The 14,174-nt window shown below is 63.0% G+C and carries 6 protein-coding genes; 2 read left to right on the forward strand and 4 right to left on the reverse strand.

Annotation, left to right across the window (positions count from 1 at the left end):
* Positions 1-96 precede the first annotated feature (96 nt).
* From AC1DMQ_RS14495 to AC1DMQ_RS14505, 3 genes are all read right to left on the reverse strand, one after another.
* Entirely contained in the window at positions 97-1,365 is a 1,269-nt protein-coding gene (locus AC1DMQ_RS14495; RefSeq protein ID WP_477034260.1) for a phospholipase D-like domain-containing protein, read from the reverse strand.
* Positions 1,366-1,474: 109 nt separating this feature from the next.
* Complete coding sequence (locus tag AC1DMQ_RS14500) at positions 1,475-5,848, reverse strand: hypothetical protein (RefSeq protein WP_477034261.1); 4,374 nt, start codon at positions 5,846-5,848, stop codon at positions 1,475-1,477.
* Positions 5,849-6,054: 206 nt separating this feature from the next.
* A complete protein-coding gene (locus tag AC1DMQ_RS14505; protein WP_477034262.1) occupies positions 6,055-9,264 on the reverse strand; it encodes a DEAD/DEAH box helicase in 3,210 nt (1,069 codons plus the stop codon).
* 383 nt (positions 9,265-9,647) lie between these two features.
* On the opposite strand from AC1DMQ_RS14505, the gene AC1DMQ_RS14510 reads away from it, so the two are divergent.
* Entirely contained in the window at positions 9,648-10,715 is a 1,068-nt protein-coding gene (locus AC1DMQ_RS14510) for a DUF4917 family protein (protein WP_477034263.1), read from the forward strand.
* Positions 10,716-10,873: 158 nt separating this feature from the next.
* Here AC1DMQ_RS14510 and AC1DMQ_RS14515 read toward each other — a convergent pair whose 3' ends face one another.
* Positions 10,874-12,520: a recombinase family protein gene (locus AC1DMQ_RS14515; RefSeq protein ID WP_477034264.1), complete on the reverse strand. Its 1,647-nt coding sequence runs from the start codon at positions 12,518-12,520 to the stop codon at positions 10,874-10,876.
* Between the two features lie 381 nt (positions 12,521-12,901).
* Between AC1DMQ_RS14515 and nhaA the strand changes: the two genes are divergently transcribed.
* On the forward strand, positions 12,902-14,089 hold the full coding sequence (gene nhaA, locus AC1DMQ_RS14520; RefSeq protein ID WP_477034265.1) for a Na+/H+ antiporter NhaA: 1,188 nt from the start codon (positions 12,902-12,904) through the stop codon (positions 14,087-14,089).
* Positions 14,090-14,174 lie beyond the last annotated feature (85 nt).

A 14,174-nucleotide genomic window follows, 5' to 3' on the forward strand; every position in this document is an offset into this window, starting at 1 on the left:
GCTACCGACTATGGCCGCGCAGTGATCCGCCTAGCTGTCGCTTTGCGCGGCCGCGCCCCGGCGATCAGCCCGCTGGTTTGACACGGTTTCAGGCCCTCAGGCGGCCTTCACATCAAAACCCAGATAGCGCAGCGCCTTGGCCATGCGACCGTTCATCGGCGGCGACACCTCCGGTTTCACGGTGCCGAACAGCTCCAAGGCGCTGAAGAAACCGAAATTGCCGAGCTTCATTCGAGGGTCATACAGCACGTCATGCAGGCGCGGGACGAAATCGCCCGGACCGTGGATGAGGTGCGCAAGGGTGCGCCGCACCCGCTCGACGTCGTCGTTATTGGCCGCCCAAAAGGCTGCGGGCAGGGCGGCGAGGCCGCCTTTGACGAACCTGAGTTGTTCGGTGAAGGCGTGCAGCGAGAGCAGGCCCTGGGTAATCTGCTCCTTGGAGGCGGCCTCCAAGGCTGCAGAGGAGCCGAAAGTCTGGTCCACGGTCCGCAGCCAGCCGACGTAGGTCGCCGGCACCATGTTGTCGGTGGTCTTGGCCCATTCGGCGCCAAGGTGGAGAAGGCGCTCGCGGCGCTCAGCGGCCGGCAGCTGGGGAGCAGCTCGCCACGCTTCATCTCCGATGACGTAGCTCAGCCTCACCCAGTTCAGAAAACGGTTGGCTTCGTTCGCGAGGCCGATGACCTCGAGTTCGGGACGTCGGAAGCCATTTTCGGACAGGACGTCGCTGACCTCGGAGAAGGCTGGCCGGTACTGCTCGTAGATCTGGCGCTGGAGACCATCCTGGAACAGGCGCTCCTTGGACTTGGACTCGCTGCCGACGGTGATGCTGCGGGGCTGGGCCCGCCCCACAGCCTCTTCGATCAGTTCGTCGGGACCAGGACCCTTGGGCTGGCCGGCGCGCCAGGCGCGGGCAAAGGCTTCGTGGATCGCTGGCGTCAGAACCTTGGCCTGCTCCCAGAGTTCCAGGAACAGTGCGCGCACTTCTTCGATGGCCTGGAAGTCCTCCGCCTGATCAAGGCAAATCGCTGCCTCGCGGTTGGAGCTGAGGCCGCCGTCGGTGAGGTTGGCAGAGCCGAGAAGAGCGCAATCGTCGAAGATGTAGATCTTGGCGTGGAAACGATGCGTCAGAAACCGGACCGCCACGTTCGGCGCCTTGAGCACGGCGGCCAGGGCTTCCGGATGGGTCGCGCTATTCAAGCCCACGAGAAGCTGCACGGTTTTGCCCGCCGAGGCCGCTTCGACGACTGGATCGGACGCCGTGAAATAGGGGGCTGCCAGATGCAGGCGTGAGGCCTTGCCGGCCAGACGTTCGAACGGATTGCGGACGTAGTCGAACTTGCCGCCATTGGAAAACACCCGCCGCATGTTGCCCCCTCTTTCGTGTCTGGTTGAGTTCCGGTGATGACCGAACGGGCCGACTGTTCTGTCCCACCCGGAGGTGTCGAAGGTACGCAACTCAATGCTGTCGAACGGGCTACTGTGACAGATCATCTTTGGCCGGCGCACCGGACAGGGCGTCTGCGCCCAGAACAGCCGGGGCGGGAATGATCGGCCAAGCGCGACCTGAAGCGAGATCGGGGTGACGGGGATCGTACTCGGGCCAGCCGTACTCGTCGCGGACCAGGTCGATATCGGCCAGGCGCCGGGCCGCCGCATCGCGCGACCCGCCGTCGGCGACCATCGCCAGCAGGTTGGCGCGCAGCGCCGCGGCCGGCCGAGGGACGATGTCATACGCGTTCTGCATGCCTTCGTGCGGACGACGCTCGGTGACGGCTTCCTCGATCGCGCGCTGGTCGAGGAACCGACGCCCGAGCGCGTTTTCCAGCCGAACTAGGATCAGTACGCCGTTGTCGTCGGCGCATGCGGCCACGATCGCCGCCAGGCTGGGCAGTCCGGGAAACTGCGGGAGCCCATCGAGCAGCTGATAGATATAGGCGCGCAGATCCGGCGCCTCCGCGACAAGGCCCGCGATGGTGCGCACCATGTGCCAATGGTCGCCAGCGTCGCGCAGGTAGGTTCCGTCGGCGATCAGGTCGATGAGGCGGCAACGGGACGAGTGGGTGTCCAAGGCAAGAACAGTGTCGCGCCAGTGGCGCTCCTCGTAGAAGGCCGGGTCCTGCTGCGGGAGGGCAAAAAGTACCGTCTCGGTGTCGAGCGAAGGCGCTTGTGCAAGTCCGCCGACGACCTCTTCAAGGAACCGGGGACGGCGTTGCGCTTCGGGCAGGCCCGCAACCAGGCCCAAAATCTCGAGCGGTCGATCAACGAAAGGCAGGAGGCGAAGCCAGTCGCGCAGCGCCCAGCCGTTGCCGTCGATCAGGATCCAGGTCTGTGTCTTGGCCGCCTCGTAGGTCTCAGCCACGCCCGTGGCGACATCGTCAAAAGCGATGATCTCTCCCGATAGCACCAGACTCAGCAGCAGGTTGGCGCGGTGTTCGCGCGGCGCCAGATCGATGAGCGTCCGAAGCAGTGCGGGCCGTTGGCCGTGAGGAAGGCGCAGTGCGGTTGCGGCGAGCCTGACCGCCCGTTGCTGCTGGGCCTCGTCGGGCGCGGAGGTCAAGATCTGTTCGACGACCGCCAGGATGGTCTCAGCTTCCGGGCATGTCGCATCGGGCCGGGCCGCGCGCTCAGCCCGCCGTTCGGCTACGCGCGAGATATCAAGGCCAAAGTGATGTGGCCGGGGCGGATCGTTGGCCCGGCGCCAAAGGTCGGCGAGGATCAGCGCCGCTTTGTCGCCGAACTCGCCATCGGTGAGGTATTCGGCCAAGAGGGTGACGACGTCCGGCGTTCCAATGGCCGTAAGCGCGGCCTGATAGTCATGAGACAGCGGGCTTTGGGCTTCCTGCACGGCCTGCGATGGACGCCAGTGCAGCGCGATCGCGGCCTCGCGGAATCCCCGGTAGCGCCGCAGTTCGTCGTCGAGCAGGCGTTTGACGATCGGCAAAAGCGCTGGCGATGGCTCGACCGTCGCGAGCCGGGCCAGGCTCGCGGTTTGTTGGCGGCTGGCGTCGGTGGCGAGCATCTGTTCGGCCCATGCCGCGATCAACGCCGCGACCGTCGCCGGGACGTCGGTAGTCAGAGCTTGCCCGCGCTGCCCCGGCTGGGACAGCCTGTGTCGGAGCAGATCGGCCAGACGAAAGAGGATTTCGTTGTCCGCGCCGTGGGCGCGAGCAATGACCGACGCTAATAGGTGATCGATCGACGCCCAACCGAGCCGCCCCTGCAGGTCGCTGTACCGTCGCGATGCCTCTATTTCGGTCCGCACAGTTGGAACGGTTTCCAGGTAGGCATCGACGAGGCGCGCCACGCCCGCCGGGCCGAGCACCGACGTCGCCGCATGGGCGTCGCGCCCGTGGTCGCGCGTCGGGCTCAGCGCGAGCGTCAGCAGCGCATCGTCATCGTCGATGCTCAGCTGGGCGGCGGCCAGGGTGTCGTCGCTGCCGTACGGCAAGGGAAGTCCGGCCCGCACTCGCGCCAGGAGCCCGGCTGCCGCAGCCTTCGGATACATGCGGATGGCGTCGTGAACGAGCGAGGCGGCGAAATCGTTTGCGCCCAGATCCTCGGTAGCGATGATCGCGATCAGGTCCTCGGTGAGGTCCACGCCAGGCAATGGGTTGACGATCGCGCGCAGCCGGCTGACCAGGCTTTGCGGTTCGACCGGCAAGCGCTCGCGAGCCCGTGMGACCATCTCGCGAACGCCCTCATGTTCGACGATGTCGATGATGTCCCGATCGGCGGCCATGGCGATGGTTTCGTCATTGGCGCTGCCCAGAATGCGCGCGACGTGGTTGTCGCCCCGGCGAAACGACAGGGCCTCGATTACCCGGATCTTCACCTGCGGGTCGGTGTCGGCGACGGCGATTTCGGTCGCCAAATCCATGCCATCCACGCCGCTGCGCGCCGCCAGTTCGTAAAGTAGGATAGTGCGCTGTTCGACGGGAAGCGCGGCTACCCCGGCGGCGGCGCCCGGGCCCAGGACACCAGGCCTGAATCGAACCCGTTGCCGCATGGCCCAAAGAGCATCCTGCTGATCCTCGCTCGCCAACACTGGCCAAAGGATGTCCCGGAAATCCGGGCGGCCCGACGCCAACATGAAGAGCAGCGCGCGGTCGGGCCGGCCTGGCCGACGCCAGCGCCTGACACGCGGCTCGAGGGTGGGCGCCACCAGGGCCCAAACCGCGTCGGTCGCCCGGTAGATCATCTCGGCAGCGAGCATCGGGTCGACGTCCCACGCGGCCAGGATCGCGCTGGCGCAGGCGCGGCGGTGGGCCTCGTCGCCGCGCGCCAGTCGGTCGACGGAGAAGAGGATGGCTTCTTCCCAAACCGGCAGGTCGAAGACTCGGGCGAGAAGATCGGCCCGCCGCGCGGCGTCCTCCAGATCGTCCAGAATTCGGCGCTGCACCCAGCGCGCGGCGTACCATTCCTGGAATTGCTGGTGTTGAAAGGTGAAGCCGGCGCTGTCGCCACTGCGGGTCAGCAGGTGGTCGCTGACGAGGGTGTCGAGGACAAGGTGGGGCGCGGGCCGTGCCCCGATCTGTCCGTCGTCTTCCAGCGCCTTGGCCGTCCGGGTGATGCAGGGCCGCGCGTCGGTCTCGGCCAGGGTGGTGTTACCGGTCGTGGTGGCCTGGACGGCAAGGGCTTCCAGATAGTCCGACTGGAAACCGTCGAGCACGGCGCGCAGGGTCTCGGCGTGCTGGGGCTGGCGCTCGTGCGCCGTGACGAAGAGGCCAATGACGGCCTCCTTGGTCTCGGGAAACGGCGCGCCATCGGGCAGCGAGAGCAAAGCGGTCAGATAGAGCGGGATCGTGATCAGGTCGCGGACGCCGGCGGTGCGCCAGGCGCGATCGACGAGGTCCACGCCGACTTGGCCGCGCATGGCTCGGGCGATATTGGCCTGCAGGTCCTCATTGAGCGGCAGGATGTCGAGGAGAGCGCCCGAGAACGGTACGTCCAGGGCCTGGCGACGGGTCGAGACGACGAGGCCCAGAGCGGGGAGTTCGGCCTTAAGGTCTTCGACCTGAATCCGGGCGCGTTTAGCGGCAGCGGCATCCAGCTCGTTCCAGCCGTCCAGCAACAGCCACACGCCTTGGGCGCCGGCCGCCTCGCGCAGTTCTTGGTCGGATAGGCCAGCGAAAGCGCCGCGCCGCAGGATCGATTCCAGCAGTGTCTCGTTCTGGGCGGCCCATTCGCCGAGGGCAACGAAGAGCGGCGTGCCAGTGGCGTTGGCAAGCAGGCCCTCGGCGATCTGCAGCAGGGTTGTCGTCTTGCCCATGCCGGGCGGCGCGACCAGGATCATGTCCTGGAGGGCAGTTCCGGCCTTGGCCAGTGCCTCAGTGGTCAGCGGCTCATCGAAGCCTTGTAGTTGCAATGGCAAGGGAAAGGCTGTCGCCGGCCACTTGCCGCCGGCGCGCAAGCGTTCGAGATCGGCCTGGGCCGCAGCCCGGACGCGTTCGGACACCGGATCCGTGGCGGGCTTGGGGGCAACGAGTTCTTGGGGATTGTGGCGAACGACGCGATGCCAGGAATCTTCCTCGGCGCGGCGCTTCCAGGCGCGCAGCATCTCGACGGGAAAGGCCGCTGGGTCGGAGTCGATCGCCTTCCCGTGGTCGCGGCACATCCAAATGCCGTTGTCGGCGGCCTTGCGCTCGTCGGCAGTTTGGCTGGCGTCGTAGCGCGGCCCTCCGGGCGCGGCCGCGCAGATGTGGGCGGCGGTGCCGATGTTGATCTCGCCCTGGCCGTCCTTAGTCGCGCCGATGGTGGCGGCCCGGCAGTTAGGGTCCGAGCAGAGCCACCCGGCGCGCTTGGCGATCTGCTGTACGACCTTGCTGGAGAAATCGTCGCGTTTGGTCACGTGGCTCGGACGGGCGGATAGAAGCGACAGCTATACCATCGGATCGAGCCGGAAGAAGTAGGGGTGCCGAATGTCGGTTCCTGCAGGTGGGCCAAATTCCGCTTTTGGCCCTTTCAAGTACGGCAGGCCTAACCCTGATGCGAATCTTGCCGGCGATCCGGAGGGCCTGCTTTGCGCGAGCCCGACAAATAACCGCTGCTTTAAGGTTAGGCCGAAATTACCACACGCAACTTCGCCTGCGTGGTCTTGAAGAGATAAAGTTCCGTCGTCGCTAACAGACGCAACGCGTCATCGGTGATCGTCGCGACCGATCCGCCAGGCTGAACGAGGATCATCTCGAACTCGATCTTCGCGCGACGGGCTTTCTCCTTAAAGTAGGCCAACTGCTTCATGTTCCCCTTGAGAAACCTGTTCGCACCTGCGCGAGCCCAAATTTCGTGCCGACGTTTGAGATCGCGGTAGAGTGCTGGAAGGCCCGCATGCTTCGCGGTGATGCTCTTTTGCGCCTGACCACACAAGGTGTAGAAGTTCGTGATGTCACGCGACACCTGACCGCCATGCGCGCCTTTGCAGTGCACGAGGCACAGCCGGATCGTGTCCTCATCCACGTCCTTCAGGCATACCAAGTCAGCGGCTTCCCCGCATCCGTCGTCGTTGAACACAACTTCGTATTCCGGCTTTAAAATCTCAGCTGTTCGATACTGAATCGTCGCCTGATCGGCGGCCTTGTGCATCGACTCCTTGTTGAGAGGAATGCCCGCCCAGTCCCAAGATTCCAGGCGATCCTTCGGGAACAGGCCGGCGTCCAGCTTCGCGGGGATGTGGTAGCAATTGTAGGAGTACGTGCCGTCGACGTAATGCACAACGAGCGGGTCCTTGAGCAGGTATTCCAGCAGATCGACGGGATCGCCGTTCCCGATCTTGAAGCGAACCAGCGGGCCGGACACGTGGTCGTGTCGGTAGCCTCCCGGCAGACCGTCCCGGATGGTGAGGCTGTATTCTGAAGCTGCATTGTCGCTGACGATCCGGATGTGGATCTCGCCATTCGGACCGGCTTCGCCGAGATCAAGATCGATCTCGTAGAGCGGCACTTCGACATCGCCGAACAGAACCGACTGGCGGTCGTTGAATCGCTGCTGCGCCTGCTCGCCCCATTGGACCGTGATGGGCTGAGACGAATATGGCTTATCCAGCTTTTCGGGCTTTAGGAAATCGCGAATGACGTTCGCCTGTTCCTCGCCCTTTTTCGTGACCTTGGCCCAGGTGGCTTTGGTCCACTCGATCCACTCGGTGATCGTCCCGGCTTTTTGCTGCCAGACCTTACCGCGGCGTTGAGTGCCGCCCCATATGACGCGCTCGCCGTTTTCGTAGCCAAGGCAGGCGAGGTTATTGAGTTCGGACTGCGCCTTCTCGATGAGCGCGAGTCCTTCTGTGACGTTGGGACCGAAATACGAGGTGAAGCTAATTGCGCCAATTCGCGATGAGCCGAGGCTCTTCACGAGCGGCAGTTCGACGTTGTTGAGGATATTGAAAATTGGAGTGCCCGAGACGAGCTCGGTTTGGTCATCGGTGATAATCTGGGCGAGCTTCTCCGAACGCACGCCCTTGTAGTCGCTCGAATAGAGGCACAGGGCACCAGCATCCTTATCCCAACGAACAACGAGAAGGTCGTAGATCGTATTCAGGACGTTTTGGTAGTTGCCCCAGCCCACCTCGTCAGCGCGGCAGATGACCGCGACCAGGACGCCATCCTCTTCGCTGTAGGAAAACCAGCTCTCAGCCCCTTTGGGCAGAACTTCCTGATACGCGACTGGATTCCAAGTTTCGCATTTGGTTCGGAAGAACTGAGCCGACAGACCCGGCCGCAAGTTCCAAAGGGAAAGCTGATCGTGAAGCGTTCCTTCCGCCTTCAGACCGTAGACGACGTCCTGCAGGCGGAGCTCTTCGTCGATACGCTCCTCACTAAGGCGCTTGATGATCCGGTCCCAATCCGCCCCTTCAGCGTAGAGGTCGGCCAGCTTCTTCTCCGCTTCTGGGTCAGCAATGTTGGTAATAACTGTCGCTTCCCCAATCTTGTCGGGGTCGCCCTTACGGGTGAACCGGCCGATAAACTGGAGCGTGATCGCCAGCGATTTGTGATTGTCGTGCAGAGCCGCGACCTTGAGGTAAGGCAGGTCGAAGCCTTCTCCTAGCATGTCGACACACACGACGATCCGCGAACCATCCGGACCCCGGTCGAACAGTTTCGCCATCGCTTCCTTCGTGGCGATCACACCCAGACCGGAGTGAACAAATACGGGCTTCAGGTCGGGCGCGAGTTCGGCGTAAAGCCTGCAAATCTGCTCGGCCCTGTCCTTGGACTTGGTTCGCGCCATGAGAAGGTGGTCGAGTTTCAGTTCGCCCCGGTCATGGCGCAGCGCGGCGACGGCGGCGACGGCGACCGCGCGATCGCGCATCTCGTCCTCTCCGTATTCTTCGACGGTGCGGAGGTTGATTGGCCGGTAGTAGCCCGCCGCCTGAGCGTCCCCGAGCTTGTAGTTAAAGATGATCTTGCCGTCGCCGCGTTTGGTGTCTCGGCGGAATGGCGTGGCCGTGAACTGAAGGATGCGTTTCGTGTCGAACCTGTCTCGAATGGACAACCAGGTGGCGGCCGAGACGTGGTGCGCTTCGTCCACGAACAAATCGGTGGTGCTCTCGATTAGTGCCGCCACGGCTTCCTGGTCGGAAGCCTCCAGCGTGTTTGGCAGGGTCACGATGACGTTCGCCTGCCGGATGATTTCGCGGGCATCATCGACGGTTTTCAATCCGGTCGCGATTACCGCTACGCGGGGGCAGGCGATTTCGTGCTGCACCACGGTCGTGTCGGGCAAGACGCCCAGACTGATGAACTTGCCGGCAATCTGCGAGCGCAATGCATCGCTCGGCACGAGAACGAGCGTCCTCTCCAGGCGGCGATAGACCTGGGTCGCCAACATCGTTTCGGTCTTGCCGGTGCCAGTCGGCAAAACGACCGTCGCGGGCTCGAAGTCCGTTCCGACGGCGAAATGCGCCGAGATGGCGTGAAGGGCCCCGATCTGCGGCGTTCGGAGCCCGGCGCGCCCGGCGGCCTCATCTTCAGTATGAAAGTCGAAGGCATTGACCCACGCGTCGAGCACCTTTTCGGGAGTATTGACGTAGTTCGCGAGCTTACCGAGGTTGTCCCATTGCAACGTGAAGTCGGCAGGCTGCTCGTCGTAGGTGAGGGTTCCCGAGGAGGTCATCACAGGCGTGTCACTCTTGACCTTCCGGGCTCCCTTATGTCGAAGCAGTAGCTCGTCGTAAGGCGCGCTCAGTCCAGTCGTGATGAGATCGTGACCCTTGAACTGTGAGGATGAAATCTGAGCCTTCGTGCTGGCTCCCAAGAAGGGCGTCTGCACGATCCAATTGCCACCGACTTTGATCCTCCGCTCTGGGAGCGGCGGAAGTTCAATCGTACCAAGTGGTTTAGGAAAAAGGCTCACGCAGCCCCCGTTGCAAAGTGACCATGACCATTCGGCACCAAAGCAAAGCTTGATTGGTTATCCGTCGGGGTCAAGCGGCGATTGAGTGTGGCGAAGATCTCCCCCGGAGGTCGATCGGCGCGCTCATCATTGCGCGAAGGGCTTGGCCCTCGATATTCGTCGCGTCGGTCGAACGTCCGGAATCTGGAGCGACGTCAACGTCAGCAACTGGCGCAGTCCGAAACCGGCGGCGCTCCGATACTTCGCTCAGCCTCCGATGCTGGTATGCAACGGCTGTACGCTGCGAAGCGGAGGTGCCTTTGGAAGATATTACCGAGATAGAATATCACGATGCTTTGGCGCGGACGGTCGGGCGACGGCGACACCTGTTGCTTGGCAACGGCTTCAGCATCTCGGCACGTACGCAGTTTCGCTATGACGCGTTGAGAAGCGCTGCCGATCAGTTCGAGTATGCGAAGGGAATCTTCGACGGCCACGAAGGCGCTAACTTCGAAGAGCTGATGGCCTCCCTACTTCGCGGTCTGGAAGCCGCCTACAGGGAGGACGAAGACGAGACCACCCAGCTAATCGAAGAGCGGTTGGATGGTCTGCGGCGACTGTTGGCTGATACCGTGACTCTCGTGCATCCAGCTAGTTCATTCTCCATGCGCCGAGAGGAATTACAAAACTGCGCCAACTTTCTGGCTCCGTATATTGGTCGCGCTACCGTTCCTCACGGAATCGTCTTCACAGTCAACTATGACTTGCTGCTCTATTGGACAGTGGTGACGTTCGGCGCCAGGCAACCCGGCCGGCAACTAGAGTTCCACGATGCGTTTCAGGGAGACGTGTGGTTAGCCGAAAGAATGAGGAACGCCGATCTATCGATAGTCTTCTTACACGGCGGGATTCACATCTTTGACGATGGGGGGCGCATTGTACGCGTGCGGTACCAGCACGGACCTGCCCCTCGGAACCTAATCACCCAGATACGTGAGCGACTTTCGGCAGAAGACTTGCCGGTCTTCGTGGCAGAAGGGAGCGCGGAGCGCAAACTTCAGCACATCCAGGCGAATCCATACCTACGTGAAGCGTTCCGAAAGTTCCGCTTTGCCTGTAAAGACGCCCGTGACAGCCTCTTCACGGTTGGCCACTCGCTTAGTCTTCAAGATAGCCACCTGACCGACTTAATTGGTCGTGGAACCATCGGTCGTGTCTTTGTCGGTGCCTACGGCGGACGCGATTCTGCTGATGGTCGTCGCGCGGTCGAAGTCGCTCGCCAGTGGCACCAAATGCGAGGGGCGGCGCCAAAGTTCGCCGCCTTAGAGGTTTTTGTCTTCGACTCTCGCGCCTGTGGGATCTGGGAGAGTGCGGGTCAGAGCGCCTAGCAAGGCTACCTCCGCCACCGCCTCCAATGTCGGCTCTCCGGATCCTGGCGAAGTTCCGCTGATGGCGCCTGTCGGACCCAATGCGTCACGCCGCGGGCGGCCGCTGACGAGAGCTGACTTTGCCTACTCACCAGCGTCACTTTGGCCGCCGTGGGCACCTATGGCGTCTGGCTGAAAGCTGGCGCCTGCTTTACCCGAGCTTCCCGGCTCCACGAACTGGAGTTGCTAGGCCGAATGCCCGCAAACTTGTAGGACTTTGTTAAAGATCCGAACCGGTGAACAAACAGGGCGGTCGGCGGCGTCTCCGGGTCGGCGCGGATCAATCGCGCTGTGACATACCCGTGACGGGTGTGCAGCCGCCTAAGGTGGTCAAGCAGCTCAAAGTCAGAGTATCGGCCGTCAACGGTTGGCCACCTAGGGGTCGTCACCCTGCGAGGCGGCTGCTCGGCGCGCTGTAACTTCGTCCTGGCCATGCCGCGTCGTTTGAACTCAGCGTAGTCGTAAGGGATGCCAGCCAGCCGATACGCGTTCGTCAGCTTTCCAAAATGATATCGGCAGAGGGCAGCCGCCGGAAGCGACGGGTCAGCGTTGAGCATCGCTTCGCTGACATGGCCCTCTCGCTCATAAACGGCACGGAGGGCAGCCAGCACATCTTCCTTGCTGGACACCCTTTCGGTCTTGGGCCGGCGGTCCCAACGCTCACTTCGGTAGCCCACGGCGCCGTAGGCCGCCTGCATTGATCCATAAAGCCGGTAGAGGGTCTTCGTGCTAGGCGTATAAGGGCAGCTATCGATCAGGTTGCTGGTCAAGTACCCTCTGGCTTTGAGGAGCCGGGCCAAAGCAGCAGCGACTTGGCCGTGGGGCAGAAGGCGTTGGGAATTACGCAGCCGGCGCGACGCACGATCAAATAGGGCACAGCTGATAACCGGCTCTAGGACCTTCGTCCGGATCCAGGCCTCGGGCGGGTTTGCTTTGCGGGCGCCCTTGAGGCGCTGGCTCGTGCGGTTGAATACATGCACGCCGACCAATAGTTCGTTCTTCAGGACGTTACGCACCCGCAGTGGGGTCCAGCTACTGCCAGTCGATGGAACGCCCTTTTCATTCAAAACGCGGGCAATTTCAGGAATGGTCATCCCATCGAAGGCGTACCATCGAAAGATCTCCCGGATGACGGCGATCTCTTGGCTGTCTCCAACGGCCCACACTACACGCTGATTGTTGAGCGCCTTGGTCTGGCCAGGCTCTAGCCTTTGAATTGGACGGTCGTGCTCATCGACCAGCAGCCGTTCGAACCCATAGCGCCGATTGCCGCCCAGCTTGTGGCCGATCCGCGCCTGCAAGAGCTGAGCAAACAAGACCTTCTCTGAAAGCTCCCGGCTGTACTCCGCAGCCTGAAAGCGTTTGAACTGCTTGAGAAGGCTGCTGAGGGGCGAGCCATCGTTGTCGAACGTCTCTGTGCAGTACGAGACCGGCACTGCGGCCGCGTAGCACAGAAATTCATAGTGGCCGCTCTCATCGAGGTTCTGGAAGCGACCCCAGCGGCTAACGTCGTAGACCAGTAACCTTGTAAACTGTCTACCGGGCTTTAGCACATCGGCTAGCAACGCCTGGAGGCCGGGGCGTTCTCTGAGCGTCAAGCCGCTCTCGCCTGGATCCTTGTAAGTTTTCACAACCACTAGGCCGTTCTTGGCGGCGTAGGCCGCGATCGCGCGGGCCTGATTGCGGATCGAGTAATTCTGATGATCCTTCGACATGCGCAGGTACTGCGCTGCCGGAATTAAAGAAGGCGATGAGCTATCTGGCATGGTGAACCTCCACCGGTTCCCCCCTCGCCAGAATATCATTGGGTCAGACCCGCCAACAGGCCTTCAGAAGGTGCTTTTCAGCTGGAGAACCCTCCGCTTGGCTGGACCGGAAGCAAACAATCCAAAAGGCGGCGAAGGGTGGCTGGCCGGCCGAGCCTGAACATATCATCGAAGGTCGTGTTTCTGGCACCGCTCCAAAGGCAGCTATTGGCGCACACGGGCCCATCATCCATGCTCCCGCTGAAGCAAGACGGCACATTGCCGAGCATGGCAGAGACTTGTTCGCGCGAGCGTCGGATGCGATAGGCGAGGCTGGGTGGTCGGCCGCGTTGGTCTATCAGGGTTTACGTTGGTCGGGCCGCCAGCGCGGAGACCCGCGCCATGCTTGAACGCACCCGCAAGCCGTCCGTCTTGAGAGAACTCCTGGACAGCGGAGCTGCCGGCGGGTTGCTCCTCATGGCCGCCGCCGTGCTCGCGCTTTTCGTCGCCAACTCGCCGTTGGCGGACAGATACTTCAGCGCGCTTCACACCTCGTTCGCCGGCCTCGACCTGCTCCATTGGATCAACGATGGACTGATGGCGGTGTTCTTCCTGTTCGTCGGGTTGGAGATAAAGCGCGAGTTCCTGGACGGGCAGTTGGCCACTTGGTCGAACCGGGCGCTGCCGTGCATCGCCGCGGCCGGCGGCGTCGTCGTTCCCGGACTCGTCTATGCCGGTCTAAACGCGGGAAGCGGCGACACACTTCGCGGCTGGGCTATCCCGACGGCAACGGACATCGCCTTCGCGCTCGGCGTCCTCTCGCTCCTGGGTCCGCGCGTCCCTACAAGCCTCAAAGTTTTCCTGGCGACACTCGCCATCGTCGATGACCTCGTGGCCGTGCTGGTCATCGCCGTGTTCTACACCGCCGAGCTGAATGTCGCGGCTCTCGTGGGCGCGGTGATCGCCAGTGTCTTGCTGGTGGGCCTCAACCGACTGAAGGTGACCAGGCTCGCGCCCTATCTGGTGCTCGGCGTGGCGCTCTGGTGGCTGGTCCTCCTATCGGGCATCCACGCCACGATCGCTGGCGTGGTCTTGGCGATGACCATTCCCTTGCGGGCGTCCAAGGCCGCGCCGGACGATGCGACATCGCCGCTTCACCGTCTGGAGCACGCGCTGTCGCCTTGGGTGGCGTTCCTCGTCGTCCCGATCTTCGGCTTCGCCAATGCCGGCGTCTCGTTCGCCGGCATGACGCCCTCGGTCCTCGTCCAGCCCGTTACGCTGGGCGTGGCCTTGGGCCTGTTCCTGGGCAAGCAGGCCGGCGTCTTCCTGGCGGCGTGGCTGGCGATCCGCTTGCGCATCGCGTGCTTGCCGGTCGCGGCCTCCTGGTTGCAGCTCTACGGTGTCAGCCTGCTGTGCGGGATCGGGTTTACGATGAGCCTGTTCATCGGTCTTCTCGCGTTCCAGGACGCGGCGCTTCAAAACGAGGTGAAGGTGGGGGTTCTTGTCGGGTCGTTGGTTTCGGCGACCCTCGGCGCGACGCTGCTGAGCCTGGCCAAGAGGCGTCTCCCAGCCATCCCGGAAGACGCCTAAGGGTCTGGCCCGAGAATGGATGTTGGCCGGCGTCCTACGGCGAAGTCCGATGTGCCGCCGGACCATGTTTGCTGGTCGCGCCGCC

Source organism: Caulobacter sp. 05L422 (genome assembly GCF_056397765.1).

Excerpts from the sequence above, each read along its gene's own strand:
- AC1DMQ_RS14495 (WP_477034260.1), bottom strand. The coding sequence starts at position 1,365 with ATGCGGCGGGTGTTTTCCAATGGCGGCAAGTTCGACTACGTCCGCAAT.
- AC1DMQ_RS14515 (WP_477034264.1), bottom strand. The coding sequence starts at position 12,520 with ATGCCAGATAGCTCATCGCCTTCTTTAATTCCGGCAGCGCAGTACCTG.
- nhaA (WP_477034265.1), top strand. The coding sequence starts at position 12,902 with ATGCTTGAACGCACCCGCAAGCCGTCCGTCTTGAGAGAACTCCTGGAC.